The sequence below is a fragment of the Pusillimonas sp. DMV24BSW_D genome (genome assembly GCF_011388195.1).
Taxonomy (GTDB): Bacteria; Pseudomonadota; Gammaproteobacteria; order Burkholderiales; family Burkholderiaceae_B; genus Neopusillimonas; species Neopusillimonas aestuarii.
Genome location: NZ_CP049990.1, coordinates 532973 through 558641, shown reverse-complemented (window position 1 = coordinate 558641; position 25669 = coordinate 532973). Strand labels below are relative to the sequence as shown.

Annotated in this window: 28 protein-coding genes; 24 read left to right on the top strand and 4 right to left on the bottom strand. The window is 53.7% G+C overall.

The genetic code is table 11. The features are described 5' to 3' along the window. Positions 1 to 34 precede the first annotated feature (34 nt). The 14 genes from G9Q38_RS02650 (at position 35) to G9Q38_RS02585 (ending at position 13665) form a co-directional block, all read left to right on the top strand. Positions 35 to 1243, top strand: a complete 1209-nt coding sequence (locus G9Q38_RS02650) for a substrate-binding protein (RefSeq protein ID WP_166127560.1) — start codon at positions 35 to 37, stop codon at positions 1241 to 1243. A 33-nt stretch (positions 1244 to 1276) separates the two neighbouring features. Then, a complete protein-coding gene (locus G9Q38_RS02645) occupies positions 1277 to 2011 on the top strand; it encodes an ABC transporter ATP-binding protein (RefSeq protein WP_166127557.1) in 735 nt (244 codons plus the stop codon). Then, on the top strand, positions 2011 to 2718 hold the full coding sequence (locus G9Q38_RS02640; RefSeq protein WP_166127555.1) for an ABC transporter ATP-binding protein: 708 nt from the start codon (positions 2011 to 2013) through the stop codon (positions 2716 to 2718). Before G9Q38_RS02645 ends, G9Q38_RS02640 begins: the two co-directional genes overlap by 1 nt. Positions 2719 to 2736: 18 nt before the next feature. Beyond that, positions 2737 to 3591 (top strand): ABC transporter permease subunit, encoded by an 855-nt coding sequence (locus G9Q38_RS02635; RefSeq protein ID WP_114419149.1) that lies wholly within the window; start codon positions 2737 to 2739, stop codon positions 3589 to 3591. 1 nt (position 3592) lies between these two features. Continuing rightward, the gene (locus G9Q38_RS02630) at positions 3593 to 4615 is read left to right on the top strand and encodes a branched-chain amino acid ABC transporter permease (RefSeq protein WP_166127552.1); all 1023 of its coding nucleotides are present in this window, start codon (positions 3593 to 3595) and stop codon (positions 4613 to 4615) included. Beyond that, complete coding sequence (locus G9Q38_RS02625) at positions 4608 to 5285, top strand: cysteine hydrolase family protein (RefSeq protein WP_166127548.1); 678 nt, start codon at positions 4608 to 4610, stop codon at positions 5283 to 5285. The genes G9Q38_RS02630 and G9Q38_RS02625 overlap by 8 nt, the downstream gene beginning before the upstream one ends. 149 nt (positions 5286 to 5434) lie before the next feature. Then, entirely contained in the window at positions 5435 to 7039 is a 1605-nt protein-coding gene (locus G9Q38_RS02620; RefSeq protein WP_166127545.1) for a 6-hydroxynicotinate reductase, read from the top strand. Between the two features lie 18 nt (positions 7040 to 7057). After that, the gene (locus G9Q38_RS02615; RefSeq protein ID WP_166127542.1) at positions 7058 to 8047 is read left to right on the top strand and encodes a UPF0280 family protein; all 990 of its coding nucleotides are present in this window, start codon (positions 7058 to 7060) and stop codon (positions 8045 to 8047) included. Between the two features lie 35 nt (positions 8048 to 8082). Then, positions 8083 to 8736: an amino acid synthesis family protein gene (locus G9Q38_RS02610; protein ID WP_119441851.1), complete on the top strand. Its 654-nt coding sequence runs from the start codon at positions 8083 to 8085 to the stop codon at positions 8734 to 8736. Positions 8737 to 8823: 87 nt separating this feature from the next. After that, positions 8824 to 9408: an amino acid synthesis family protein gene (locus tag G9Q38_RS02605; RefSeq protein ID WP_166127539.1), complete on the top strand. Its 585-nt coding sequence runs from the start codon at positions 8824 to 8826 to the stop codon at positions 9406 to 9408. 55 nt (positions 9409 to 9463) lie between these two features. Next, positions 9464 to 10654 (top strand): amidohydrolase family protein, encoded by a 1191-nt coding sequence (locus G9Q38_RS02600; RefSeq protein WP_166127537.1) that lies wholly within the window; start codon positions 9464 to 9466, stop codon positions 10652 to 10654. Between the two features lie 15 nt (positions 10655 to 10669). Beyond that, the gene (locus G9Q38_RS02595) at positions 10670 to 11887 is read left to right on the top strand and encodes a CaiB/BaiF CoA transferase family protein (protein ID WP_166127534.1); all 1218 of its coding nucleotides are present in this window, start codon (positions 10670 to 10672) and stop codon (positions 11885 to 11887) included. A gap of 96 nt (positions 11888 to 11983) precedes the next feature. Next, a complete protein-coding gene (locus G9Q38_RS02590) occupies positions 11984 to 12292 on the top strand; it encodes a helix-turn-helix domain-containing protein (protein WP_166127531.1) in 309 nt (102 codons plus the stop codon). Beyond that, complete coding sequence (locus G9Q38_RS02585; protein ID WP_166127529.1) at positions 12286 to 13665, top strand: HipA domain-containing protein; 1380 nt, start codon at positions 12286 to 12288, stop codon at positions 13663 to 13665. Before G9Q38_RS02590 ends, G9Q38_RS02585 begins: the two co-directional genes overlap by 7 nt. 10 nt (positions 13666 to 13675) lie before the next feature. On the opposite strand, the gene G9Q38_RS02580 is transcribed toward G9Q38_RS02585, so the two are convergent. Then, positions 13676 to 14392, bottom strand: a complete 717-nt coding sequence (locus G9Q38_RS02580) for a TetR/AcrR family transcriptional regulator (RefSeq protein WP_228276179.1) — start codon at positions 14390 to 14392, stop codon at positions 13676 to 13678. 152 nt (positions 14393 to 14544) lie between these two features. On the opposite strand from G9Q38_RS02580, the gene G9Q38_RS02575 reads away from it, so the two are divergent. Further along, a complete protein-coding gene (locus G9Q38_RS02575; protein WP_166127527.1) occupies positions 14545 to 15591 on the top strand; it encodes an aromatic ring-hydroxylating dioxygenase subunit alpha in 1047 nt (348 codons plus the stop codon). Positions 15592 to 15606: 15 nt separating this feature from the next. After that, positions 15607 to 16665 (top strand): apurinic/apyrimidinic endonuclease family protein, encoded by a 1059-nt coding sequence (locus G9Q38_RS02570; RefSeq protein WP_166127526.1) that lies wholly within the window; start codon positions 15607 to 15609, stop codon positions 16663 to 16665. Between the two features lie 29 nt (positions 16666 to 16694). Here G9Q38_RS02570 and G9Q38_RS02565 read toward each other — a convergent pair whose 3' ends face one another. Together G9Q38_RS02565 and G9Q38_RS02560 are read right to left on the bottom strand one after the other, a co-directional pair. Further along, positions 16695 to 17012, bottom strand: coding sequence for a helix-turn-helix domain-containing protein (locus tag G9Q38_RS02565; protein WP_119441843.1), 318 nt, complete (start codon positions 17010 to 17012; stop codon positions 16695 to 16697). Then, the gene (locus G9Q38_RS02560) at positions 16981 to 17379 is read right to left on the bottom strand and encodes a type II toxin-antitoxin system RelE/ParE family toxin (RefSeq protein WP_166127524.1); all 399 of its coding nucleotides are present in this window, start codon (positions 17377 to 17379) and stop codon (positions 16981 to 16983) included. The genes G9Q38_RS02565 and G9Q38_RS02560 overlap by 32 nt, the downstream gene beginning before the upstream one ends. Positions 17380 to 17630: 251 nt before the next feature. Between G9Q38_RS02560 and G9Q38_RS02555 the strand changes: the two genes are divergently transcribed. Further along, entirely contained in the window at positions 17631 to 18128 is a 498-nt protein-coding gene (locus G9Q38_RS02555; RefSeq protein ID WP_166127522.1) for a hypothetical protein, read from the top strand. 72 nt (positions 18129 to 18200) lie between these two features. Then, positions 18201 to 19283 (top strand): dTDP-glucose 4,6-dehydratase, encoded by a 1083-nt coding sequence (gene rfbB / locus G9Q38_RS02550; RefSeq protein WP_166127520.1) that lies wholly within the window; start codon positions 18201 to 18203, stop codon positions 19281 to 19283. A gap of 3 nt (positions 19284 to 19286) precedes the next feature. Here the strand turns inward: rfbB and G9Q38_RS02545 are convergent, their stop codons facing one another. Then, positions 19287 to 20063, bottom strand: a complete 777-nt coding sequence (locus tag G9Q38_RS02545; RefSeq protein WP_166127517.1) for an IclR family transcriptional regulator — start codon at positions 20061 to 20063, stop codon at positions 19287 to 19289. 131 nt (positions 20064 to 20194) lie between these two features. Here G9Q38_RS02545 and G9Q38_RS02540 point away from each other — a divergent pair, with 131 nt between their 5' ends. From G9Q38_RS02540 to G9Q38_RS02515, 6 genes are read left to right on the top strand one after another with little or no spacing between them, the layout of a single operon-like run. Continuing rightward, complete coding sequence (locus G9Q38_RS02540) at positions 20195 to 21085, top strand: polysaccharide deacetylase family protein (RefSeq protein ID WP_205962331.1); 891 nt, start codon at positions 20195 to 20197, stop codon at positions 21083 to 21085. Further along, complete coding sequence (locus G9Q38_RS02535) at positions 21082 to 21936, top strand: branched-chain amino acid ABC transporter permease (protein ID WP_166127514.1); 855 nt, start codon at positions 21082 to 21084, stop codon at positions 21934 to 21936. The genes G9Q38_RS02540 and G9Q38_RS02535 overlap by 4 nt, the downstream gene beginning before the upstream one ends. Before the next feature lie 3 nt (positions 21937 to 21939). Next, positions 21940 to 22890: a branched-chain amino acid ABC transporter permease gene (locus tag G9Q38_RS02530; protein ID WP_119441837.1), complete on the top strand. Its 951-nt coding sequence runs from the start codon at positions 21940 to 21942 to the stop codon at positions 22888 to 22890. A gap of 45 nt (positions 22891 to 22935) precedes the next feature. Then, positions 22936 to 24195 (top strand): ABC transporter substrate-binding protein, encoded by a 1260-nt coding sequence (locus G9Q38_RS02525; protein ID WP_166127512.1) that lies wholly within the window; start codon positions 22936 to 22938, stop codon positions 24193 to 24195. Next, a complete protein-coding gene (locus G9Q38_RS02520; protein WP_166132290.1) occupies positions 24192 to 24965 on the top strand; it encodes an ABC transporter ATP-binding protein in 774 nt (257 codons plus the stop codon). The genes G9Q38_RS02525 and G9Q38_RS02520 overlap by 4 nt, the downstream gene beginning before the upstream one ends. After that, positions 24958 to 25668: an ABC transporter ATP-binding protein gene (locus G9Q38_RS02515; protein WP_166127509.1), complete on the top strand. Its 711-nt coding sequence runs from the start codon at positions 24958 to 24960 to the stop codon at positions 25666 to 25668. Before G9Q38_RS02520 ends, G9Q38_RS02515 begins: the two co-directional genes overlap by 8 nt. Position 25669: the final 1 nt, after the last annotated feature.

Sequence of the window (25669 nt, the reverse complement as noted above, 5' to 3'; positions counted from 1 at the left end):
TCAGGCGCGATCTACAAAAGTGAAGGAGCAACACATGAGTAACAAACACACCCTTACCCGTTCTTCCCTTGTTAGCCCTCGCCGGCGTTCCATGATGTTGGCCTCGGCCGGTTTAATGGGCGCAGGCTTGGTTGGCTTGCCGACATTATCCCGTGCCGAAGAGACCATTAAAGTTGGCATTTTGCAGCCGTTTTCGGGTGGCCTGGAAGCATTGGGAGCGCAGGGAGGTCAGGCAACGCGCCTGGCGCTCGAGGAAGTGAACGAGTCGGGTGGCATTCTGGGTGGACGCACGTTTGAAATGATTCGCGCCGACACCAAAACCGACCCTAAAACCGCTGTTGAACGGACCAATGAGTTGATTCGCCGTTATCGCGTGAATGCCATTATCGGGCCCGTGACAAGCGCCGAACGGGATGCTATTCAACCACTGGTAGAACGCTACAAAACGCCCTTGCTTTATGCCACCGATTACGAAGGAGGCACATGTAGCCGCTACGTCACGCTGTACAGTTCAGTGCCTGATCAATGGGTAAGCACTTTCATTCCGTACCTGGCCGAGAACGTGGGCAAGAATATGTTCCTGATTGGCAGCGACTACGTATGGCCACGCAAAATTAATGAAGCCATTGGCAAAGTGGCCGCTGAGAAGGGGTCGAAAGTGGTGGCGGAGGAATACACTCCCTGGGGTGTCAAAGATTACACCAGCACTTTGCGCAAAATAGAGTCTTCGGGTGCCGATGTGGTTGTGATGTCGATTGTCGGCGCCGACGCGGTGACTTTTATTAAGCAGTTCGCCGCCGCGGGCCTGCAAGACAAGGTGAAAGTGGCTTTCTTCGGTTTCAGTGAAAACTATTTGGCCGGTCTAACGCCGAATGAGTCCGAAGGTATTTACACCGTATGCAACTTTACTGAAGCACTCGACAAGCCGGAAGCAAAAGCCTTGGTTAGGAAAGTGCGTGATCGTTTCGGTGAAGACGCCATCGTGAGTAACACGGTGGATGCGCACTACACCATGACCCAGTTTTACATTGAGGCGATCAAGAAAGCGAATTCGGCCGACAAGGAAGCCATCACCGATGCCATCGTAGGGCAGACCTTGATGTCAGGCAATGGCAAAGTCACCCTGCGCGAAAGTGATCGTCATGCTGACTTGAACATCCTTATTGCACAGGCACAGGGTGGCAAGATGCAGGTCCTGGAAGATATGGGGCTGATTAAAGCTTCACAGCAATGCGCAGCCTGAAAGTGATGTGTTGTCGGGTAACGAGGGGGCGGCATGCTGGAAGTTAAATCTGTGGTGAAACGCTTTGGCGGTATCACCGTGCTGCATGGCCTCTCGTTGGCCGTGCAGCCGGGTACCGTTACTTGCATTATTGGGCCGAACGGTTGTGGCAAAACGACGCTGTTCAATATTATTACCGGGAACCTGCGCCCTGAAGAAGGGCAGGTATTTTTGAATGGCACCGAGGTGACCGGCATGCCGGCGTATTTGGTGGCGCGCCGTGGTATTTCACGCAAATTTCAGATTCCGGGCGTTTATCCTGAACTCAGTGTCGTGGAAAACCTGATGATTCCGTTGGCTGGTCAGGGTGGCAAAGCGGGGGTGATGTCAACCTTGTTTTCCAGCCCCACCGAACGATTGGCCGAACTGCTTGATCTGTGCGGCCTAACCGATAAAGCCACCGATAAAGTGGAAACCTTGGCGCACGGCGAAAAGCAGTGGTTGGAAATTGCCATGTTGCTGGCTTACGACGCCGACCTCATTATGCTCGACGAACCCACGGCAGGGATGTCCGTTCCCGAAACGCAGAAGACAGCGGAATTGGTGCGTCGCTTGCAAACCGAGTACGGGAAAACCGTGTTGGTGATTGAGCACGACATGAGCTTCGTACGTGCGTTGGATTGCCGTTTGGTGGTAATGCTGCGCGGTCGTATTGTGCGCGAAGGGTCGTTGGACGATATTCAGAATGATCCCGAAGTCGTGGCGGCGTACCTGGGAGGTAGTGCGTAATGTTGAAGGTTGAAAACGTGATTGCGGGCTATTTGGCCGGCAGTCGGGTGCTCGATGGGTTCTCCATTGAGATCAAAAAGGGCGAGGTGGTGGCGCTGTTAGGCCGTAACGGCATGGGCAAAACCACATTTCTGAAAGCGTTAATGGGCCACGTAGGCATTTCCCAAGGTTCCATGTTGTTCGATGGTCAGGAACTGGCTGGTAAAAAACCTTATGAAATTGCGCGCATGGGAATGGGTTACGTACCTCAGGGGCGCGATATTTTTTCCGATTTCACCGTGGAAGAAAATTTGCGCATGGGTTTGCTGGGGCACCCAGGTAAGTCGAAGGAGATTCCCGACTGGGCCTTTGACCTGTTCCCCATTTTGCGTGAGCGCCGTACTCAGCGCGCGGGTAGTTTTTCCGGTGGGCAACAACAACAGTTGGCCATTGTGCGGGCCTTAATTGCCAAGCCCAAGCTGTTGCTTCTTGATGAGCCGTCGGAAGGGATTCAGCCTTCGATTGTGCAGGATATCGGCCGGGTATTAAGTGACATTGCCAAAGAGCAAGGCCTCACCATTTTGTTGGTTGAGCAAAATATGGAGCTGGTACTGGGCATGGCGCAGCGTTGCCTGTTCATGGAAAACGGTCAGGTGGTTTATGAAACAGACGAAGTACAGGCGTTGAGGGATGATCCGGCGCCCATTCACAAGTACTTGGCGGTCTAGGTTTCTATGGAGCAATAAATGGAATTTGCAATTGAACTGGGCCTGGACACCCTGAGCTATTCCCTAAGCCTGCTGTTGGTGGCGTTAGGGCTGGTGGTGATTTTTGGCCTGATGAATGTCATTAATATGGCGCACGGTGAATTTTTTCTGTTGGGTGCTTACACCGTGTTGGCCGTTCAGGCGATGGAGATGCCTTATTGGCTGTCACTTATTCTGGCACCGCTTTTCCTGGCGGTCATCGGCATAGTGATTGAGCAGCTTGTGATCCGACATGTTTATCACCGCTTTATCGATACCATTTTGGCCACGTGGGGTTTGTCGATTGTCATTAAACAAGCCATTGTGATTGGTTTTGGGCCCACGTCACAAAGTATTGTGAACCCCATTCCCGAGCCTGTGAATATTTTGGGTGTGGTGTATCCGTCGATGCGCTTATTCATTATGGGCATGGCCTTGCTGGTGACCTTGGCGGTGTTCATCGTGTTTTACCGCACACACTTGGGCCTGGCGGTGCGAGGTGTGATTGCCAATCGTCCTATGGCGGCCTCGCTGGGTTTGAATACGCGCAGTATGGACCGCTGGACGTTCGCCTTTGGCGCTGCGCTGGCTGGTTTTGCGGGTGCGGTTATGGCTCCCATCATGAGTGTTGATCCGCAAATGGGCGGCGGCTTTCTGATCCCGGCGTTCCTGGCCATTATGGTGGGTGGGGTGGCACATCTTATGGGGGTCGTTTTGGGTGTAGGCCTAATTGGCTCCACCAATACGGTGATTGCCTCTATTGATACCCAAGTGGCGGCGCAGGTGGCCGTGTTCATTCTGGCTATTGTCCTCATTCGCCTTTTCCCGGAAGGCCTCATTACCCGGAAGCGTTGATATGAATAAGCAAGGATTTTTAGGCGTTAATTTAACTGTGCTGGTTTGGGTGCTGCTGTTCTTGGCGCCGTTGGCGCTGGACGAATGGACGGTGAGTCAGTTCGGCCAATATCTTACCTACGGCATTTTGGCCATGAGCCTGGCTTTTATCTGGGGGCAGGTGGGTATTTTGTGTTTCGGCCAGGCTATCTTCTTTGGCCTGGGTGCGTATCTTATGGCTTTAACCACATTGGAGAAATTTACGTGGTTTGGCGGTTCGCAAATTATGGGCCTGTTGCTGGCAACCGTAGGGCCGGCCATAGCAGCCTATATTCTCGGCAAATTGCTGTTTGTGGGTCGGGGTTTGTCGGGAGCGTTCTTTGCTATTGTGACCTTGTGCGCCGCCGTGGTGGTTGAGATTGTGGCCCAACGCATTGAGTTCATTGGCGGGTTTGACGGTTTGCTGGGTGTGCCACCCTTGTTTGCGGGATGGCGCGATGGCGACATGATGACCACTAACGAGATGTTCTATGTGGTGCTCATTTCCGCCTTGCTGATTTACTTGGTAGCTTTGTTTGTTCAGCGCTCGCCGTTAGGGGCGGTGCTGGCGGGTATCCGCAACAACGAAGTGCGAACGGCTTCGTTTGGCTACAAAACAACCGACTTCAAAGTACTGGCCTTTACGTTCTCGGGTGCGATGGCGGGTTACGCAGGGGCCTTGTTCACTGCGCAGTTTGGTTTTGTGTCGCCTGCCGTTATTGGGATGGCGTTGTCTACGGAGGTGCTGATTTGGGTGGCCGTGGGTGGTCGGGGCGTGCTGATGGCTGCTTTTCTGGGTGTGATTCTGGTGCGCTGGGTGGAAAGCCTTTTGTCGAGCGCGTTAGGCGCGTACTGGCTGCTCACGCTGGGTGTGCTGTTCATTATTACGGTCGTCGTGATGCCTGAAGGTATTTTCGGGCGTGTATTCAAGCTGCCGTTGCCGCGTAAGTGGCGCAACCCGTTGCGTGGTGGCGACCGTTCAATAACAAGGAAAGCTAATGCATAAGATTCAATTGAACCCCGATTTGGTTGAGCGTAGCCGCGGCCATCGTGGCCGTGTTCAGGCCTTTCATCGAATTGACCCTCGTAAAACCGCCCACCTTATTATCGATATGCAGAACGGCTTCGTTGAGCCGGGCGGCGCTGTGGAAATTCCGTTGGCGCGCGAGATTGTACCCAACATTAATAAGGTCAGCGCCGAGATGCGCCGCGCAGGTGGCGTGAATGTGTTCTTGCGTTTTACCTACGATGAAACCGAAGCGACCCCGTGGACGGTTTGGTACAACGTGATTGCGTCGCCGGAATCCAAACGGGCATCTGCCGAAGCTTTTTGGGAGGGCGCGCATGGTCATCAGTTATGGCCCAAGCTTGAGGTGCAAGACGATGATCTGATCGTAAACAAAACGCGCTTCAGTGGTTTTACGCCCGGTACAAGTGAGTTGGATCGAATATTGAAAGAGCGCGGTATTGAGACTGTGATTATTTCCGGCACCATGAGCAACTGCTGCTCGGAAAGTACTGCACGTGATGCACAACAAATGAATTACCAGGTGGTGTTTCTGGCGGATGCCAACGCGACGTTAACGGATGAAGAGCACAACGCCACTCTGAATAACGTACAAACTTTGTTTGGTGATGTGCTGATGGTCGACGATGTGCCGCATTTATGGCGGTAGGATCAGCGAAAGAAATTTGCACGTATACACTACAATTATTGTCGTCAAAAATCTTTTAAGCTATTATCAAATATAGTGTTTATAAAATATAAATGTAACTAACACGTGGTAAGTGGGTGGCGTGCACACAGCACAAGGAGTTGTCAGAAATGACTGAACACACAAAAATCGATCACAGCATGGATAACCTGGACGACACCACGTCCAGTACCTCGGGGCCAACGGTATTGGAAAAATCCAAGCCGCGAAGCGAGAAAATGGCTTCAAACAAGGTAGAGTGCAACGCCTGTCCGGTGCTGTGCCAAATTACGGATGGCCGCACGGGTGCCTGTGATCGTTGGGGAAATGAAGACGGCAACCTGGTTCGTATCGACCCCGTCATCCTGATGCGCCGGCTTGACGATACGGGGCTGGCCACGCGCCACGAACCCGTTGCGGGCGACGCCCCCGAGGGCCTGGTGAATGCCCGCACGCGCGATGTTGAGGCGAATGCCGTTTCCGACCCGAACGATTTGTTCGTCAGCGGCATTGGTTCAGGTACCACCTACCCCGATTACAAACCTGCACCGTTTATTGTTTCTTCGAAAGCGAACGATGTGGATATGGTTACTGTGGTCACCGAAGGTATCTTCAGTTATTGCAGTTTCAAGGTCAAAATCGATACCGACCGCTATCTGGGGCCAGAGCAATCGAATATTCGTTTCAAAGGCGAAATTGTCGGCCACGTTACAACCGCGGAATATGGTTCGCAAATGTTGTCATTGGGTGGCGTGCATCATTTAACGGGTGGCAGCAAGAAAGAAGGCCGCATGACCTGCGACATGATGATGGCGTTGGGTAATAAGGAAGCGGTAGAGTTGTCGATCGACGGCGGCGCCCAACTGGTGGTTCAGGCAGGCAAGGCCCCCATTGTCGACGGCGTGGAAGAAAAGCGCATGCGGGTGGGCTGTGGTTCAGCGGCGATCGGCATTTTTGCTAAACAATGGTTCGGCCATACCGACGAAGTTGTGGTGGTCGACGACCACATTACCGGGGTGCTCAGCGAGCACCAGGCCGGGCGTTGTTTGGATATTCCCCCTACCGGCATCAAAATGAAAGGGCGTAAATCGACACCGGGTCGTTACTTCCAGGTGGCCAACCCCGGTAATGGTTGGGGCGGTACCGACATTTCCGACCCGCTCGCCATTATTGAGGGTTTCAACCCCGACGTGGCCTGGCCGGGCTTGCGTATGCTGATTACGTCCACCACCGGCGAGCATGCTGAATACTACGAGCTTGACGAAGACCTGAAACCGCAGCGTAAGCCCATGCCCGATGCACTGCAGAAAACAGTAGAGCGCATCGGTGAAAACTGCGAACCCTCGCTGGCCAGCGTGTTGTTCCTGGCGGGTGCGGGTGGCTCTTTGCGTGCCGGAGTCACCGAAAACCCCATTTGGCTGACGAACTCCATTAAAACGTCATTGGTGAATGTAACGTGTGGCGGGGCGCCTGCGTATATTTGGCCGGGTGGCGGTATTACCGTGATGGTCGATGTGCTTCGCATGCCCGATAACTCTTTTGGTTATGTGCCGACACCGGCTATTGTGGCGCCGATCGAGTTTTCCATGAAGCTTGACGATTACACCCGCTTGGGTGGCCATGCCGATGCAGTGCGTTCGATTCAAGATGTTGTGGAAAAAGACCGCCACCGCATTATTGAATGGCACGACGAAAACAGCCCCTGGCCGTTGGGCCACAAACCCATGCTGGCCTAAACGGCTTGTGGCCCGGGCATGACGCAGCACGCGCTTCAGGAACGCACGCGCAGCGCCCCTTCGGGGGCGTTGTGCGCAACATTGCCCGATGGGCGCATGCATTTTCAGCATGGCCCGATTGATTTGATTATTGGGGTTGAAGGTGACCCCGACGCGGTTAATGCCGGGTTGGAGCGCGCCTGGGAACGGTTCGCACAGATATTGCCTGAACTGGTGATCGAGTTGAAAGCCCTGCGCCGGCCTATTCCGAATACATTAGAACCACGCGCATCTTTTCATTCGGCAGTTGCCCAACGCATGTTTGCCGCCTGTTGGCGCCATCGAGCGCAATTCGTCACCCCCATGGCGGCCGTGGCGGGTTCGGTGGCCGATGAGGTTCTAGATGCTTTGTTAGGGCGATCGGCTACAACTGCATTCGACGGATCTCGTTCAGGCTCATCAATGTCCGGGGCAGATGTGCGCCCTGACTTCCCACGCGCTTACGTAAATAACGGTGGCGATATCGCCTTGCATCTTGCGCCCGGCCGACACTACACCGTGGGCTTGCTTAGTAACCCCGAAGCGATTCATGTTGAAGGCGGCGGCTTGGCGGTAGACGGTCGTTTCACCATTACCCCTGAAATGGGCATTGGCGGGATTGCCACCAGCGGCTGGCGTGGGCGCAGCCAAAGCCTGGGTATTGCCGACAGCGTAACGGTATTTGCCCCGCAAGCGGCACAGGCCGACGTGGCCGCTACGCTCATTGCCAACCAGGTGAATGTGTCGCATGATGCCATTGAACGCGCACCGGCCAACACCTTAAAAGATGACACAGATTTAGGTGATTTACCCGTCACAGTGGCCGTAGGCCCATTGCCGCCTGAGGCGATTAAACAGGCGCTTGACGCCGGGGAAGCTGCCGCCCGCGCTATGTTTGAACAAGGCGCCATTTTAGGTGCAGTGATGGTGTTGCAAGGGCAGGCTCGCTTTATTTTGCCGCAAAACATTACTGAAAACGCATTGAACTGATTCTTTAAATTTCCAGGAAAGCAGGAAGGAACGTCATGTCAGACCTTATCGAAGTACGGAACATCCAAACCCAGGTTGAAACGATTTTTCATGAATTCGGTCCGGTGGCCGATAAGCCGTTAATTCGGGGTTCGGTGGCGGCCGTGCTTAAAAACCCCTATGCCGGGCGCTATGAGCCCGACATTGTGCCCATGATGGAAGCCTTGAATCCCGTGGGCCTGGAAATGGCCGAGCGCCTGGTGAAAGCCATGGAAGTCACGCCCGACGATATCGAAAGTTACGGTAAAGGCGCCATTGTGGGCAGTGCCGGCGAACTGGAGCATGGTGCGCTTTGGCATGTGCCCGGTGGCTACGCCATGCGTGAATTACTGGGCTGGAAGGGCGACCGTTCTTCGTACAAACAAGGTCAGAGTTCGGGGCAAAAAGGTTTGGAAATGGGCCGCGCACTTTCCATTGTGCCATCGACCAAGAAAGTAGGTGATCCCGGTACGCGTCTGGATGTGCCCCTTACCCATGTTACCGCCAGCTATGTGCGTGGCCATTTCGATGCCATGGAAGTGTGGGTGCCCGGTGCTCCGGCACGCGACGAAATTGTGTTTGTTCTGGTGATGGCCACCGGTGGGCGAATTCATCAGCGCGTGGGCGGCTTAACACCCGACCAGATCAGCAAGTACGACGGCTTGCGTTAAGCGCTTTGCATTCAGGCTAAGTGTTTAAAAAAACAGTAGAAATTCAGCAAAAATTAGTGTCAGAAGAGACCCGTAAGGAGAGTAAAAATGGCAGCAAAGATTCGTAAGATAGTCGTCACCGTTGACGAAACCCGTATCGAAATGGGCAAGCAAATAAACCCACCCACACGTCGTGCGGTGGCGGTAGCGGTTATTGAAAACCCGTATGCCGGTAAATATGTTGAAAGCCTCGACGATCTGATTGCCGCGGGTGAAGAGCTGGGCGGTTTGCTGGGCGAAAAGTGCGTAAAGGCATTGGGTATTCAGCCTAGTCAGGCGGAAAGTTATGGTAAAGCCGCCATTGTGGGTGAAGCCGGCGAGTTGGAGCATGCCGCCGCGATTTTGCACCCCAAGCTGGGCGCCCCCTTGCGCAAAGCCATTGAAAAAGGTGCGGCGCTGGTGCCGTCGTCCAAGAAAATGGGCGGTGTGGGAGCTGCAATCGACGTTCCCCTGGGGCACAAGGATGCGGCCTATGTGCGTACCCACTTCGACGCGGTAGAAGCACGCGTGTCTGACGCACCACGCGCCAATGAAATTGTGGTGGCCGTGGCAGTCACCGATTCCGGCCGTCCCTTGCCGCGCGTAGGCGGGCTCACCAAAGATGAAATCAAGGGCGAAGACGGTTTACGTTAAATAATGTACACCGCGCACTTAATCAAAGGGCGCGGCATACAACAGGAGGAACAACATGGCAGCAGTAGCTCCCGAAGCCAAATCCGGCAAAGTAGTCATTAAAAATATTGGTTTGCTCTTGTCGGGTGACCTCGACAACCCCATTCTTGAAGCCGACACCATTGTGGTGAACGACGGCCGTATTGCGGCGGTGGGTAAATACAAAGATTGCGATGTGGAAGGGGCCGATCGCATTATCGATTGCCGGGGCACCGCACTGGCGCCCGGCCTCATCGACTCACACGTTCACCCTGTTGCGGGCGACTGGACGCCGCGCCAGGGGCAAATTGGCTGGATCGACTCAACCCTGAACGGTGGGGTGACCACCATGATTTCAGCCGGGGAAGTGCATTACCCCGGTCGCCCAAAAGATATCGTGGGCTTGAAAGCGTTGGCAATCACTTCGCAACGTGCCTTTGAAAACGCCCGCCCGGGTGGTGTGAAAGTCTTGGCCGGCGCGCCGGTCATTGAAAAGGGCATGGTTGAGTCCGACTTCAAAGATCTGGCCGACGCGGGTGTGAAGCTGCTGGGTGAGATTGGTCTGGGTAGCGTGAAGGCGGGTGACGAAGCTGCTGAAATGGTGAAGTGGGCGCGCAAATACGGTATTCAAAGCACCATTCACACCGGCGGCCCGTCCATTCCAGGTTCGGGTCTCATTGACAAAGACGTGGTGCTGGAAGCCGACGCCGACATTATCGGCCACATTAACGGCGGTCACACGGCCTTGCCCTACAAGCATGTGTGTGAATTGTGTGAGCGCTCCACGCGCGGCATTGAAATTGTGCATAACGGTAATGAGCGCATTGCCATACTGACTGCCCGCCACGCGCATGAACTAGGCTGTTTGCACCGTGTCATTCTGGGCACCGACGGCCCGGCCGGCTCGGGTGTGCAGCCCTTGGGGATTCTGCGTATGATTGCACAGTTGTCCAGTCTGGCCGACATTCCCGCTGAAATTGCGTTCTGTTTTGCCACCGGTAATACGGCCCGCATGCGCGATCTGGACTGCGGCTTGATCGAGGTGGGGCGTGCGGCCGACTTCGTGATTATGGACCGTGCCCAGCACACACCGGCCGAAAACATTCTGGAAAGTGTCCAGTTGGGTGATATTCCGGGTATTGGCATGGTTATTATCGACGGCATTGTGCGTTGTCAGCGCAGCCGCAATACACCGCCGGCCACGGAATTGCCGGTGATTGAAAAGTAAAAAGGGGTGAAGTAGATGTCAGGCGCGTTAAACGGGGTGGTTGTTCTTGATTTGTCCAGAATTCTGGCCGGCCCGTGGTCGACCCAGAACCTGGCCGACCTGGGGGCCGACGTCATTAAAGTCGAGCGCCCGGGCAAGGGCGACGACACCCGCGCCTGGGGGCCTCCGTTTGTGAATACGGCTGAAGGCGAACCCCGCGACGCTGCCTATTACTTCTGTGCCAACCGCGGCAAGCGTTCCATTACATTGGACTTCACCCAGCCTGAAGGCAAGAAAGTGTTGCTTGAGTTGGTGGCCAAGGCCGATATTCTGGTTGAAAACTACAAGTTCGGCGGCCTGAAAAAGTATGGTCTGGATTACGACAGCCTGGCCAAGGTGAATCCGAAACTGATTTACTGCTCCATTACCGGTTTTGGCCATACCGGCCCGTATGCCGAACGCCCCGGTTACGATGCCTTGATTCAGGCCATGGGTGGATTAATGAGCATTACCGGCGAGCCTGACACCGTACCGGGTGGCGGTCCGCAAAAAGTGGGCGTAGCCGTGGTGGATATTCTGACGGGCCTGTATGCCACATCGGCCATTCTGGCGGCGCTTTATGCGCGTACACAAACCGGCCAGGGGCAGCACATCGATGTGGCGTTACTCGACGTGCAAGTGGCTTCGTTGGCGAACCAGGCCAGCAATTACCTGTTAAGCGGCAAAGTGCCGGGGCGTTTGGGCAGTGCGCACCCATCTATCGTGCCGTACCAGCCATTTCAATGTGCCGACGGCTACGTTATGTTAGCCATTGGCAACGACACCCAATTCAAAGCCTTTTGTGAAACGGCCGGCTGCGGCGGTTTGGCTGAAGATGAACGCTTCAGCACTAATGCACAGCGCGTGGCGAATCGCGATCAACTCGTGCCTTTGCTGCAAGAGCGCATGTTGCTGAAAACGATTGACCAATGGTGCCGGTTAGCCATTGAAAACGGTTTTCCCTGTGGCCCCATTAACACCATTGACCGCGTATTCGACGACCCCCACGTACAGGCGCGCCATATGCAGGTGGAAGTGCCGTCGGAAACGTATGGGTCACTGAATTTAGTGGCCAGCCCGATGAAGTTCTCCGGCACACCGATTGAATACACTGCGCCGCCGCCCACGCTGGGGCAGCATACCGAACAGGTGCTGGGTGAACTGGGCATTGATGCGCAAACCATTGAGTCGTTGAAAAAGGCCGGCGCGGTTTAAGGTGTATTCTTTATTGGTATTAGCAATAAAGCAATAATATTGCTTTTACCAATTAATTCATTTAAATTGCTTATAGCGATATAAATGGATTGAACAATGAATACACAGTCTGTTTCTGTGCAGCCTGTTCCTTTACGTACTGAACGTGAAATCAGCGTATTGTTGAATGGCTTGCGCAAGCAACAAAAAATCAGTCAAAAAGAGCTGGGCAAACGGCTGGGTTTGCAGCAGTCACGCGTGTCAGAACTCTTGTCTAATCCAACCGCTATGCGGGTCGAGCAATTTATGCAAATACTAGCGATATTGGGCATGCAATTGCAGGCTCAGCCGCGGGATGCTGTATTCGCGGAACCCACTTTGCAAGAACCCGGGGTTTCAGTTACGCGAAGCAAGCCGCAATGGTAGCCGGCGAGTCTGCTTCTTCAACGGCAAGGCCGGGCAGGCCTTCGCAGCGTCGTCGGCTGTCCGTTTGGATGAACGGCGTGCGGGTAGGATGGTGGGTAACCTGGCGCGGCGCGCAGCCAAGCTCTGACACCTTCGAGTATGACTTGGCGTGGCTGCATCACCCGGCTTTTCGCCCGGTGTCTCTTTCAATGCCAGTGGTTAACGGTATGCTGACACAAAATGGGCCGCACGTTAGGGCCTATTTCGACAACCTATTGCCCGACAATATCAATATTCGTCGTCGTATCGGCCAGCGTTTTGGGGTAAGCCCTAGCGACTCTTTTGCCCTGTTACGCGAAGTGGGTCGTGATTGCATCGGTGCGCTGCAACTGCTTGAAGACGATGAGGAAGCTGCTTCTCCAGGGCCGGTGCAAGGCGTTGCCCTTTCAGAACATGCCTTGGCAGATTATTTTGATTCGGTGTTGTCGGGCGGGCCATTATTGCATCAAGATAACCCCAACGATTTTCGCATTTCGTTGGCCGGCGCGCAGGAAAAAACGGCATTGTTGTGGCACAAGGGGCAATGGATGTTACCGCGCGGTGTTACGCCCACCACACACATTATCAAGTTTCCATTAGGGCAGGTGGGCGGAAACGCGGCCTTAAGCGCGTTGTATTCGGTAGAGAATGAGTGGTTGTGCAGCCGTCTCTTGCGTCATTTCGGTATCCCCGTTGCTAACACCACAATACAAGCCTTGGGCCATCGTAACGTGCTAGTAGTTGAGCGTTTCGACCGCGATTGGCAAGAAAATAATTTGTTGCGGCTTCCACAAGAGGATATGTGTCAGGCATTTGGGTTGCCCCCGCATATGAAATATGAAAGGGATGGCGGGCCAGGCATTAATCAAATAGCGCGCTTGCTGGAACAAGGTCGCAATGCCCAGGCCGATTTGGCGACGTTCTTTCGTGCTCAGGCCTTGTTCTACGCCCTGGCGGCAACCGATGGCCATGCGAAGAACTTCAGTGTGTATCTTGATCGTGCGGGCGCTTATTTTTTAACGCCGCTTTACGATGTCATCTCGTTGTTGCCATTGGTTCAGTCGCCCAACTTTCCCGATTTCCATTTACGTCGGTTGAAGTTATCCATGGCATGGGCACAAGGCAAAAAGCGTCACTATGACTTATTCAACATGAGGTTGCGACATTTAACGGGTGGCGTTGACACAATGAACCAGTGGATCGACGAGTTAAACGACAAAGCGTCAATTGCAATTGCCAAGGTTGAGCAAGATATTCATAACCATGCTCCTGACATGCCTGCGAGCTTATTTGAAAACATTGCACTTACATGCAAGGTGCGGCTTCACGATTTGGTAACCCGGTATCGCAATTAAATTTTCAAATTTATATTTTCAGGCCAGACTTGAGCACCGACTGCATGAGCAAATCACTAATGTACTTGGCCCAATGTTCCACTTCTTTCGGGTCCATTAAGTCGGCCGCCAGGAACGCGGAAAACGTGTAGCGGTTGGAAATATAAAAGTAGCCCAGGGCCGTCATGGCCATGTACAAATGTTCGCAATCGACATCGTTGCGAAACAAGCCTTTCTTTTGGCCTTCTTCAATGACATTGCGCAAAATGGAAATAGCCGGGCCGGCGTACTGGTCGGCGCTTTTCGATTTGGCAATGTGCTTTCCCTTGTTCAGGTTTTCTGCATTCAGCAGCACGATGAGTTCGGGGTTTTCAATGTAGTAACGAAACGGAAACTGAATAATGGTGCGTAACGACTCAACCGGGTCGTTCATATCCAGGTCCAGATTTTTTTCCGCCTCGAAAATATCTTTATAGGCCTCTTCCAGCACTGCAACGAAGAGTTTTTCCTTGCTGCCGAAGTAATAGTAAATAAGGCTGTCGTACGATTTGGCCGCTTTCGAGATTTTATCCACCCGCGCCCCACCATAGCCGTCGCGCGCAAAAATCTTTTTAGCCGCTTTCAGAATATTTTCCCGCGTGGTTTTAGATGACCTTGTGCGCCCCTTTTTGCGTGGTATGCCGGCCTCTTCGGCGCTGGCCGCCAGGTTAATGGTTGAAGCCATAACGTCGTCGTCTTTGCGTGTCATGAATAAGTTGAAAGTTTAAGCCTGAAGGACCTAGTTTACAGCGTGAATCAATCGAATGAAAAAATATTTTGCCATGTTGCGCCTATTCGGTATATGATTCATTTATGTAGTGAACACTAAATAAATAAACCAGCACTCACCGGAGATGCATCATGGCTGAATACGTATTGAACACCTGGTATCCCATTGCTTGGTCACGCGACATTACCAATAGCCTCACCAAGCGCCGTATTGTTGAAAAAGATGTGGTGATGTACCGCAATAGCCACGGCAACGTGGTGGCGCAACTCGACATCTGCCCGCACCGTATGATGCCGCTTTCCATGGGCCGCTTGAAAGGCGATGCCATTCAATGTGGTTACCACGGCATGGAGTTCGACTGCTCCGGTAAATGCGTGCGCATTCCCGGTCAGGAAAAGATTCCCGCCGGCGCCAAGGTCACCACCTACCCCGTGCACGAGCATATGGGTTTGGTGTGGATCTGGATGGGCGATGCTGAAAAGGCCGATACCTCGAAGGTATACAACCTTGAGCAATACCACGACCCGGCATGGGACGTGGTGGAAGGTGACGCCCTGCAAATTGATTGCAACTACTTGAACCTGTGCGACAACCTGTGCGACCCGTCGCACGTAAGCTTTGTACACCTAACCACACTGGGCAATGCCGCCAGCGAAGATGTGCCGGTGAACTCCGAGCGTACGGAAGACGGCGTGCTGACCTGGCGATGGGTGATCGACGCGCCGGCTATTCCAATTTTCCAGAAGTTCGGCGGCTTCACCACCAATGTAGACCGCTGGCACTACTACCATTACACCGCCCCCAGCATTGCGGTCATTGACTTCGGTACTGCTAAAACCGGCACCGGTGCGCCCGAAGGCAACCGCGACGATTGCGTACAAATTTACGCCTGTCACTTCATGACTCCGGTCGACGAAAACACCACTATCGACCATTGGATGCACATTAAGAACTTCAAGGCCGATGCCAAAACCAATGCGGAAATGTCGGCATCGTTCCGCGAAGCGTTCAATGAAGACAAGGTCATTCTGGAAGCCATTCATAAGAACGAACGCGCCTACCCCGACTTCAAAACCACCATGCTGAATCTGGATGCCTCGGTGGTACGCATGCGCCGCAAAGTGGAAAGTATGATTGAAGAAGAAAAGGCCGGGCGCTCGGCCGTGAAAGCGGCTTAACCACGGAGCAAATGAATGAAACCGATTGATCCCGATTTCCCTTTTCTTCTGGGCTGTAACGGCCGCGGCGCGCAGCCTTCTTCCTTGAGTAACCCCGTTTCCCTGGAAGAAGTTAGCATCGACGAACAGTTCCGGCTGGTGAAAGAATCGGGCGTATTCGATTATTTTGATCGCATTCCTTTGCGCAGCAATATCAATGAATACCGTCAGGCCATTGAAAAGCATCAGTTGCCTGTTCATACCGCCAGCTGGTTTTACATGCTGGGTCGCGACGAAGCGCTGCTTTCCGACAACCTGAAAATGTGCGCGGAAATTGGTGCCAAAGCGCACAACATCATGACCTTCACGCATCATGCCGACGGCCATGTGATTACCGATGCGGAAATTATTGATCATTATCTGCAGGTATACGACGAAGGAATGAAACTGGGTGTTGAGCCGGTGTTTGAATTGCATGTGAACATGTGGACGGAAAGCTTCGCCCGCGTGACACCTATTGCCAAAGCCATTCAGGCGCGCGGCGTACCGTTCCACTACAACATCGATTACAGCCACGTGGCCTTCAAAATCGGCAACGCCGAAGAGCTGGACATTTCCGAGTGCCGTGAAGCGGTGGAGTCCGGTGAAATGAAGCTGGACCCCTTCGAACCCGGTTCGCTTCTGGAAGAGTGGTTAAACCTGAATATGGTGAAGTGGACGCAGCTACGCACGGTGGGGCCGAATCAGCCTAAAAACTTGTGGTGGAAAAACGAAGACGGTTCCTACGCGCGCGGCATCCAATATCCCATTACGCGCCCGGCACCCGGTGAGTGGCACTCGCAATGGCATGCCTATTTGCTGGAGCCGTCCAAGGAAGCCATTCGCATGGCCATGCGTTATCACATTACCCATGAGAGCAGCCCGCTGCGCTATATCACCACCGAAATGATCAATCTGCCCGATTACGGTTTGGGTGCTAAATACAACCTGTTTGAGCAGAACGTGGAGTGCGCGAAATTCATTCGCCGGGCATGGAAAGAAGTGAAAGCCCTGCATGAGGCGGGGTTGGTACAGTGGCCGTATTACGGTGAGTAGAGTAATAGGCTGCGGGTGTGCTTTACGTATTAAAGCACCGCATCCAAGCCCTTTCGCTCAAGCAGATTCAGCAGCTTAAGCGAAGGGCCGCTAGGGCGTTTTTCGCCAATTTCCCATTTCCGGACAGTTGAAGCGCTGGTGTTCAGAACCGAAGCAAGTACGGTTTGTGAAAGTTTCAGTTGTTCTCGTAGAGCGCGTATTTGTTCACTATTGTATTCCGGCACGGGCGTTAAACACAAAGCTTGAAACTTCTGTAGTTTGCGTTTGTCGATAAAGCCCAGGCGATGCAGGTCAGACGTAGTTTCATGAACGGCATCAAGAATGGCGCTTTTTGTTTTCCGCGTCATACATGATCTCCTGGATAGCGCCGTCTTCGACGGCGTCAATAATTTGGTGTTCGGTTAAAGACAATAGTTCAATAGCTAATGCTTGAAGCGCTTGAAGCTCTGTCGTAGTGACGTTGCTTCGTTTGTTCTTTTCAAAACCAAATACAAAAAAATAATATTGTTCAGTTCGTGTTGCGATAAGAGTGCGAAAACCACCGCGTTTTCCTCTTCCAGGGGCGGGTAGTCTTTTCTTGAAAACACTCCCGCCAAGGTTCGCATCTGATAGTCCCAATATCATCTCGTCTATTGCCTGGGTAAGCGCTTTATCGTGAATACCCGCTTTCAGCGTCCAGCGGGAAAAGTGGCGGGTTTTGAATATTCGGACCATAAAATTATGTCACTTAGTGGCATATATATCAACTGATCCAATGTAGTTAAATTGAAATAGTTAGTGTTTGTTTAGGGCACTTTTTGTCCACTCGTAGAAACGCAAGATAGGAAAAATATTGCGTGAAATGGGGCTGAACGCGGTGCAAATTGTTGTCCCGCTTTAAAGTTTTCAGGCGTCATTTCTGTAGCTTGCCGCTGGTATATTCGAACGCCTCGTTTATCCTGTGCCACTTCACATAAGCTGATGAAATGACAACTCCCCCCATTCGCGCGCACCTGAACACGCAATACCGTCAGGTCGACAAAATCATGCTGCCGGTGTTATGGCTGCTGTTCATTATGGCGTTGGCACTGACGCCTTGGTACGCCACTTACATGCCGGCGTTATTGGTGGGCTTGCCGGCCGCCGCTATTCCCTCGCTGTTCATTTTTCTGCGCCCGGGCGCGCGCATTACGCGCTCGTTGCAGTCGGCCGAATTGCGGGCCATGGTGGACGGCCTGGCGGACAATGAAGGGCAAATTAATTTGGCGCCTGCAAAACAGGCTCCGCGGTCTGCGGCCGCGCTGGCATTGCATAACGCGTTGCAATCGACGGCTAAAGCCACTAATCGGGTCAATCACGGTGCGCAGTCAATCGACGACGCCAGCACGCAAATAGTGCGTTCGGCAGGACAAGTGCATGATGGCGCGGTGAATCAGTCGCGCGCGTTGAAGATCGTATTCGGCGCCCCATGCAGAACGCGCTGAGCTGGGCTTGAACAAGGCGAGAAGGCTGTGATGAGCCGTTATACTTTCATCATCTAAACGGTTCTGATCACTATGTCTACAATTCTGGTTACCGGCGGCGCCGGATTTATTGGCTCGGCCCTGGTGCGCTTCTTAATCAACCACACCGAACACCACGTGGTGAATGTCGACAAGCTCACTTACGCCGGTAATTTAGAGTCGCTCGAATCGGTGTCGCACAGCCCACGCTACACATTTGAACAAGTCGATATTTGCGACCGCGCTGCACTGGATCGCGTGTTTCAAACCTATCAGCCCGTTGCGGTCATGCACCTGGCGGCCGAATCGCATGTCGACCGCTCCATCGACGGCCCGGCAGCGTTTATTGAAACCAATATCGTGGGCACCTACACCTTGCTGGAAGCGGCCCGTGCTTATTGGTTGAGCTTGAACAACACCCAACGGGCCGGCTTTCGCTTTCACCATGTCTCCACCGACGAAGTGTATGGCGACTTGCCTGAGGATCCGTCGGTGCTGTTTACCGAAGCCACGCCCTATGCGCCCAGCTCGCCGTACTCGGCCAGCAAAGCCAGTTCCGACCACCTGGTGCGCGCCTGGATGCGCACCTATGGTTTGCCGGTGGTGGTGACCAACTGCTCCAACAACTACGGACCGTATCACTTCCCGGAAAAGCTTATTCCTTTGGTGATACTGAACGCCCTGGAAGGCAAGCCTTTACCCGTGTACGGCCAGGGTCAACAGATACGCGATTGGCTTTATGTGGAAGACCACGCACGGGCCTTATACAAAGTGGTGTCTGAAGGCAAAGTCGGTGAAACCTACAACATTGGCGGCCACAATGAAAAGCGCAATTTGGATGTGGTGCACACCATTTGCGACCTGCTTGATGAGCTCAGCCCCAACACACGCCCGCAACCCAATAACGATGAAACCCAATCGCACCGCAGCCTGATTACATTTGTGGCTGACCGCCCTGGGCATGACATGCGTTATGCCATTGATGCCGGCAAGATTCAGCGCGAACTGGGCTGGGTGCCGCAGGAAACGTTTGAGACGGGTCTGCGTAAAACCGTGCAATGGTATTTGCAGAACAGGGTATGGTGCGAACACGTGCAAGATGGTTCGTATCAAAGGCAGCGGCTGGGACAGGTTTAGAATTTACAGTCGTTGTGCCACGATTTCCGTGGTTTGACGAAGCCACGGCACAATTTCCGCCACCCGTTCCTCAGTCATGCGTGATGACGTTGCGGCAATTGTAATGGCGGCAATGGGTGCACCCTTTTCGCTGATCACCGGAAGGCCTACAGCGGTGACCCCAGGAACCGCGCGGTTACCGATGAGTGCATAGCCCGAGATTTGGGCGCGTGCCCAGTGCTCCATAATTTGTTCCGGCGTAAGGTTCCCGTATACGGCCAATCGGGGTGCAACCGTTTGCGTAATTTCATACGCCTCGCGCTCCGATAATGCGCTTAACAACGCCAGCCCCCCGGCATTCACGCCCAATGGTTGCCGAGCACCCACTGGAACGGCCGGCGTTTGAATAGGGTATGGGCCCTGAACCCGCGATAAGCAAATGGCATCATTACCGCTTCGAACAAAAAGAAAGGTGGTGTCGCCCGTTTGTTCGGCCAGGCTATGCAACTGCGGTCGACATAAATCAATCAGGTTGAATTGATGCGTGGCATTCAGGCCCAACTCAAAAACCAACGAGCCCAGGAAGTAGCGCCGATTGCCGGGGTGTTGCGACAACATGCCTTCCGCTGCCAGTGCCTTCAACAAACGGTGCGTTGTCGGACGCTCAAGGTCAAGGGCTTGTGCAACGTCGGCCAATCGCATGCCGTCTCCGGTTTTCGCAGCAATTAATTTCAATGCCTGTATGGCGCGTCGCACGGTTTGTGCACCTGCGTTTGCGGGGGAAGAAGGTTGAGCGCCCATGTCCGTTGAAACCCTTAGTAAGTCCAATTAATGGAATTAAATTTTAATGCATTGACGCTAATAACGTTGATATATAGGATTTATCAGGAAATAAGTGCTTCTATAAATTCTTTTATTTGAAATTTATTGCCATGGAATCTCGCACCCCTGCTCAGCGTTTGCCCTATCAGTCCATTGTCGATCGACCCAAACTCACCTTGCCCGATAACGCGCGTGTTGTTGTTTGGCCGGTGGTGAACGTGGAAGATTGGGACATCTCAAGACCCATGGCGCGACAGGTATTACCCGCGCCGACTGCGGCACCTGTTTTACCCGATATTGCCAATTGGGCCTGGCATGAATACGGCATGCGGGTGGGGTTTTGGCGCATTAAAAATGCGCTCGACAAAGTGGGGGCCAAAGCCACGCTATCCATTAACGGGCGTGTGTGTGAAACCTACCCGGTGGTGGCCGGTGCGGCGCGCGACGCGGGTTGGGAGTTCATGGGTCATGGCTATATTCAAATGCCTACGCATCAGGTCGACGACCAACCCGCCATGATCAAGCGTACGGTCGACACCATTCGCACCTTCACGGGCAAGGCGCCGGTGGGCTGGCTTGGGCCAGGGCTTACGCAAACATTCGATACGGTCGATCATCTAGCGAAAGCCGGTATTCGCTATATCGGTGATTGGGCTATTGATGATCAACCCATGCGCTTTGAAACGGAAGCCGGACCCATGGTAGCCATGCCCTATACGGTTGAATTGAATGACATTCCCATGATGGCGGTGCAGCAGCACCAGTCGGATGTCTTTTTAAAACGGGTTCAAGACACTTTTGATCGCCTGTATGAAGAAGGCGCCGATCAGCCGCGGGTGATGTGTATGGCGGTGCATCCGTTTTTGTCGGGGGTGCCGCATCGTATTCGATATCTTGAAGAGGCCCTCAACTATGTGAATCGCCCGGGGGTGCTGTTCTGGACAGGCGAGCAGCTGCTGGAATGGTACGACGACCAAATGCGCACGGAGGGACAAGCATGATCGGCAACCTCATCCAGATTGCAAATGCGTTGTCGTTTTCTGCCTTGCTGTTCATCGTGGCCAGTGGGTTTACGCTGATTTTCGGCTTATTGCGCGTGGTGAACTTGTCGCATGGTTCGCTGTATCTGGTGGGGGGATATGTTGGCATGATGGTGGCGGTTGCCACCGGTTCATTTCTGCTCGCATTCATCGCTTCCGCGCTGGTCATTGCGGTAATGGGTTACTGCCTCGATCGCTGGCTGCTGAACAGGGTGAAAGATGCGGAACTGAAGCAGGTGTTGTTAACGCTTGGCGTAGCCATGGTCTTGAATGATCTTGCGCTGGTTGCATGGGGCGGCGATACCCGAACCATTCCGATTCCCGAGCTTCTTGTCGGGGCAATCAAAATCGGTAATTTCTTTTATCCGAAATACCGCATGTTGGTGATTATTGCGGGCATTGCGATTTTTGTGGTGCTTTGGTTTGTTTACAACCGAACCAAGCTGGGTGCGCTTATACGGGCAGGCGTCGATGATCGCGAAATGGTTCAGGCGATGGGAATCAATATTCGGCGTTTGTTCGTTTTCACGTTTATGTTGGGTTCTGCATTGGCAGGCATGGCCGGCACGCTGGGCGGTGCGTTTCTTACCTTGTATCCCGGTGCCGACGCTGAAATTCTGGTGTTCGCGCTGGCGATCGTCATTATTGGGGGGCGCGGCAGCCTGGTGGGTGCTGCCGTTGGAAGTTTGCTGGTGGGCTTTCTGGCCAACTTTGGTCAAGTTTGGGTGCCGGAATTGTCGTACTTCATTATTTTCGGGCCAATGGCGCTTTTGCTGGCATTCCGCCCCCTGGGTCTTTTTGGAAAGGCGTAAAACATGATTCTGACTCCTGCCATACGCTATACGCTCATTGGGGTTTTGGTGTTGTTCCTGCTAAGCGTGCCTCACATTTTCGGCGATTATCCGAAAACGTTGGCCACCGAAATCCTGATCTATGGCTTATTCGCCATGTCGATCGACATCCTGGCGGGCTTTGCGGGACGCACCTCTTTGGGTCACGGTGCTATTTTTGGTACTGCCGGCTATGTGGTGGCGTATTACGTGGCCACCATGAATGGTGACCCCTGGTTGGCCATCGTGTTCGGTCTGCTCGCTGCCGTCCTGGTTTCGGCAATTTTCGGTGCCTTGGCGGTGCGCACAAGCGGGGTGTACTTCCTGCTGCTTACGCTGGCGCTCGGGATGGTAGTGTGGGGCGTTGCCTACCGATGGACATCGGTAACCGGTGCGGAAAATGGTTTGTTGGGCGTGGCGCGCCCCCAGGTGTTAACTGACCTGGATACTTACTACTACTTTGTGTTGGGTGTCGTTGCCGTCATGGCGCTCATCGTGCGGCGGTTTGTCTACTCTCCATTTGGCCAGGCTATGCAAGGTATTAAGGAGAGTGATTCGCGCATGCGCACACTGGGCTACAACGTGCCCCTGGTGCTCACCATCGGCTTCATGGTGTCGGGCTTCTTTGCGGGCGTGGCCGGTATCCTAATTGTGTATCTGAATAATTTTGTAAGCCCTAATAGTGTGGCGTTGGCGTTGTCAACGCAAGGTTTGCTCATGGCGATTCTGGGTGGGGTCGGCACCTTGTGGGGCAGTTTCATTGGCTCCGCCGTCATTATTCTTCTGCAGAACGTCGTCAGTTTCTATACCGAACGTTGGATGACTATTTTAGGTTTGTTGTTTGTCTTAACCATGCTTTTTGCACCGGAAGGTCTTCTGGGCAAGGGGCGTGCGCTGTCTCGGCGCTGGCTCAAAAGTCAATCGTCGAAATCCTGATTTGAAACGCAGCTCTTACCTACTATGACCAAACGGAGGTCCATTATGAATCGTCGTCATTTTCTTCAAACGGCCGGTGCTGCCGGTGCGTTGACTCTTGTTTCCGGCAATCTGCGTATGGCGCTTGCGCAAACATCCGGCCCCATTCGTATTGGCTTTCTGGCGCCGCTTACCGGTACGGCCGCATCAGCCGGGCGGGAATTGGTTGATGGCTGGAATCTGTATTGGCAACAGGCCGGGATGGAGCTGGCCGGCCGCAAGGTTGAGGTCATCGTGGAGGACGATGCGTCCAGCCCGGATACTGCGTTGCAAAAAGCCCGGCGCTTAGTGCAGCAGCAAAATGTACACATGCTGGTGGGCGACATTCTGGCCAACACCGGCCTGGCGGTGGCGGAATATGCCAAAGGCACCGGAACCCCTTATTTCATGCCGGTGGTGGCGGCCGACGATCTTACACAGCGTACGCGTATTCCCAACGTATTGCGTGTAGCCGGCTTCGCGGCCAGCCAAATGACGCGGCCGCTGGCTGATTGGTGCCTGAAGCAAGGTTATAAGCGGGTGGTGACGATTGGCCAGGATTACACATTCGGGCATGAGCAAGCCGGCGGTTTTATTCAAAACTTTACCCAAGGTGGCGGCACCTTGGCCGGGCAACTTTGGCATCCCTTGAATACGGCGGATTTCAGCCCGTACCTCGGTCAAATTCCTTCGTTCTCTCCCGATGTTGTATTGGCAATTGAAACCGGCGCCGACGCCGCACGTTTGCTCAAGCAATGGTACAGCTTCGGCATGAAGCAGCAGTTCCCGTTGGTGACCTCGCAAAACACAACCGACCAGTCCATTATTCGCAATCTGTTGCCCGCTGAGGCCCTCGGTATCGTTTCTTCGGCTCACTATGCCGAAGGGGCCGACGACCCTGCGGTGAAGCAGTTCGTTGACGCGTACGAAAAAGAATTCAAGATTCTTCCGGCTATTTTCGCGGCTGAGGGCTTTACCGCCGGGCTGTGGATTGCCGATGCCATCAAGAAGGTTCAAGGTAATGTGGAAGACATTCCGGCATTCCTCGACGCAGTCAAAAGCACTACCATTCCTGATAGCCCACTCGGTCAGAATCTGCATATGGATGATTACGGCAACCCCGTTTACAACATCTACATTCGGGAAGTGGTTGAGCGACCCGATGGCAAGTTGGTGAATGCGGTGATCGGTTCTTATGCTGAAGTTTCGCAATTTGGTAACTTGTCGCCTGAAGAGTATTTGAAGCAGCCACCCTTTAGTCGCGACTTCCAGGGCGTGGCCAAATGACGCAATGCGTTCCTTCCGTGCCGGCCCTGACGTTAGATGGTGTAGGGCGCAGCTTTGGTGGGTTGCGCGCCGTTAACGATGTCAATCTAAAGGTCACGGCCGGCTCGACTCATGTGGTCATCGGCCCGAACGGAGCCGGTAAAACAACATTGTTCGCACTGATTTCAGGTGAACTGGCGTTGTCGTCCGGCACCATCAGTTTGTTCGGTACCGATATTTCCAAATGGTCGGCGACACGCCGGGCGTTGGCCGGTATTGGGCGAACGTATCAAATTACCAATGTGTTGGGTGGCTTAACCGTTGAGCAAAACATATTGTTGGCGTTGCGGGGAAAGCAGAAAATAAAGTATTCCATGTTTGGAAGCGCGAAACCCACTTCCATTGAATCAATGCGTCTTGAAGAGTTGCTGACTCGTTGCAATATCCACGATTTCCGCTATACAAAAGCATCCGCCATGTCGTATGGTCAGCAACGCCAGCTTGAGCTTGCCATTGCGCTTGCATGTGATCCCGCTGTGTTGTTGCTCGATGAGCCGGCGGCGGGGTTGTCGCCTGCCGAACGCGGGCCTATGGCCGATATCGTGCGTCAGTTGCCCGACGACCTTACTGTGTTGCTTATCGAGCATGATATGGAGTTGGCGCTGGGCTTGGCCGATCGGGTCACGTGCCTTCATTTCGGCGAGGTGTTGGCCGAAGGCACACCCGATGAAATTAGGCGCAACGAGAAGGTGCAGGCGGTTTACTTTGGGGCCTCGGAACACCATGCTTGAAATAAAAGATTTACATAGCAACTACGGTGAAGCCAGCGTATTGCGCGGCGTGAACTTATCCATTCCCGAAGGGAAGATCACAGGTTTGCTGGGCCGTAACGGCATGGGTAAAACAACGTTGATTCGTTCGGTTATGGGGCTAACCCCACCGCGCGTGATTTCCGGCTCCATTCGTTTCCATGATCATGAGCTCGTCGGGCGCGAGCCCGATCAGGTTGCGGGGCTGGGCATTGGCTTGGTGCCGCAGGGGCGGCGCCTGTTCGCCTCGCTTACGGTCATGGAGCATCTTGAAATTTGCCCGCGCCGGGATGCGCCGTCGGGTCGCAGTGCGTGGTCGGTAGATCGCGCGTTCGAGTTATTTCCGCGGTTGGGTGAGCGGCGCAAGCATCGAGGCAATCAGCTCTCGGGAGGCGAACGACAAATGTTGGCAATTGTGCGTGCGCTCATGAGCAACCCCGACTTGTTGTTAATGGATGAACCTACCGAAGGTCTGGCACCCGTGATGGTTCAACACGTTGAAGCAGCGGTGCGTGTTCTTCGGGATGAAGGCCTAACCGTATTGTTGGTTGAGCAAAACCTGCGCAGTGCGTTGTCGCTGATTGATAGCGCACACATTATGGAAACGGGTGTACTCGTATACTCCGGTACGGCGTTGGAACTGAAAAACAGTCCCGACATCCTGCAACGACATTTAGGTGTTTAAA

Excerpts from the sequence above, each read along its gene's own strand:
- G9Q38_RS02530 (WP_119441837.1), top strand. The coding sequence starts at position 21,940 with ATGATTCTGACTCCTGCCATACGCTATACGCTCATTGGGGTTTTGGTG.
- G9Q38_RS02570 (WP_166127526.1), top strand. The coding sequence starts at position 15,607 with ATGAAACCGATTGATCCCGATTTCCCTTTTCTTCTGGGCTGTAACGGC.
- G9Q38_RS02635 (WP_114419149.1), top strand. The coding sequence starts at position 2,737 with ATGGAATTTGCAATTGAACTGGGCCTGGACACCCTGAGCTATTCCCTA.
- G9Q38_RS02640 (WP_166127555.1), top strand. The coding sequence starts at position 2,011 with ATGTTGAAGGTTGAAAACGTGATTGCGGGCTATTTGGCCGGCAGTCGG.
- G9Q38_RS02650 (WP_166127560.1), top strand. The coding sequence starts at position 35 with ATGAGTAACAAACACACCCTTACCCGTTCTTCCCTTGTTAGCCCTCGC.
- G9Q38_RS02610 (WP_119441851.1), top strand. The coding sequence starts at position 8,083 with ATGTCAGACCTTATCGAAGTACGGAACATCCAAACCCAGGTTGAAACG.
- G9Q38_RS02580 (WP_228276179.1), bottom strand. The coding sequence starts at position 14,392 with ATGACACGCAAAGACGACGACGTTATGGCTTCAACCATTAACCTGGCG.
- G9Q38_RS02555 (WP_166127522.1), top strand. The coding sequence starts at position 17,631 with ATGACAACTCCCCCCATTCGCGCGCACCTGAACACGCAATACCGTCAG.
- G9Q38_RS02540 (WP_205962331.1), top strand. The coding sequence starts at position 20,195 with ATGGAATCTCGCACCCCTGCTCAGCGTTTGCCCTATCAGTCCATTGTC.
- G9Q38_RS02605 (WP_166127539.1), top strand. The coding sequence starts at position 8,824 with ATGGCAGCAAAGATTCGTAAGATAGTCGTCACCGTTGACGAAACCCGT.
- G9Q38_RS02585 (WP_166127529.1), top strand. The coding sequence starts at position 12,286 with ATGGTAGCCGGCGAGTCTGCTTCTTCAACGGCAAGGCCGGGCAGGCCT.
- G9Q38_RS02620 (WP_166127545.1), top strand. The coding sequence starts at position 5,435 with ATGACTGAACACACAAAAATCGATCACAGCATGGATAACCTGGACGAC.
- G9Q38_RS02630 (WP_166127552.1), top strand. The coding sequence starts at position 3,593 with ATGAATAAGCAAGGATTTTTAGGCGTTAATTTAACTGTGCTGGTTTGG.
- G9Q38_RS02560 (WP_166127524.1), bottom strand. The coding sequence starts at position 17,379 with ATGGTCCGAATATTCAAAACCCGCCACTTTTCCCGCTGGACGCTGAAA.
- G9Q38_RS02615 (WP_166127542.1), top strand. The coding sequence starts at position 7,058 with ATGACGCAGCACGCGCTTCAGGAACGCACGCGCAGCGCCCCTTCGGGG.
- rfbB (WP_166127520.1), top strand. The coding sequence starts at position 18,201 with ATGTCTACAATTCTGGTTACCGGCGGCGCCGGATTTATTGGCTCGGCC.
- G9Q38_RS02520 (WP_166132290.1), top strand. The coding sequence starts at position 24,192 with ATGACGCAATGCGTTCCTTCCGTGCCGGCCCTGACGTTAGATGGTGTA.
- G9Q38_RS02515 (WP_166127509.1), top strand. The coding sequence starts at position 24,958 with ATGCTTGAAATAAAAGATTTACATAGCAACTACGGTGAAGCCAGCGTA.
- G9Q38_RS02625 (WP_166127548.1), top strand. The coding sequence starts at position 4,608 with ATGCATAAGATTCAATTGAACCCCGATTTGGTTGAGCGTAGCCGCGGC.
- G9Q38_RS02595 (WP_166127534.1), top strand. The coding sequence starts at position 10,670 with ATGTCAGGCGCGTTAAACGGGGTGGTTGTTCTTGATTTGTCCAGAATT.
- G9Q38_RS02600 (WP_166127537.1), top strand. The coding sequence starts at position 9,464 with ATGGCAGCAGTAGCTCCCGAAGCCAAATCCGGCAAAGTAGTCATTAAA.
- G9Q38_RS02590 (WP_166127531.1), top strand. The coding sequence starts at position 11,984 with ATGAATACACAGTCTGTTTCTGTGCAGCCTGTTCCTTTACGTACTGAA.
- G9Q38_RS02645 (WP_166127557.1), top strand. The coding sequence starts at position 1,277 with ATGCTGGAAGTTAAATCTGTGGTGAAACGCTTTGGCGGTATCACCGTG.
- G9Q38_RS02545 (WP_166127517.1), bottom strand. The coding sequence starts at position 20,063 with ATGGGCGCTCAACCTTCTTCCCCCGCAAACGCAGGTGCACAAACCGTG.
- G9Q38_RS02525 (WP_166127512.1), top strand. The coding sequence starts at position 22,936 with ATGAATCGTCGTCATTTTCTTCAAACGGCCGGTGCTGCCGGTGCGTTG.
- G9Q38_RS02535 (WP_166127514.1), top strand. The coding sequence starts at position 21,082 with ATGATCGGCAACCTCATCCAGATTGCAAATGCGTTGTCGTTTTCTGCC.
- G9Q38_RS02575 (WP_166127527.1), top strand. The coding sequence starts at position 14,545 with ATGGCTGAATACGTATTGAACACCTGGTATCCCATTGCTTGGTCACGC.
- G9Q38_RS02565 (WP_119441843.1), bottom strand. The coding sequence starts at position 17,012 with ATGACGCGGAAAACAAAAAGCGCCATTCTTGATGCCGTTCATGAAACT.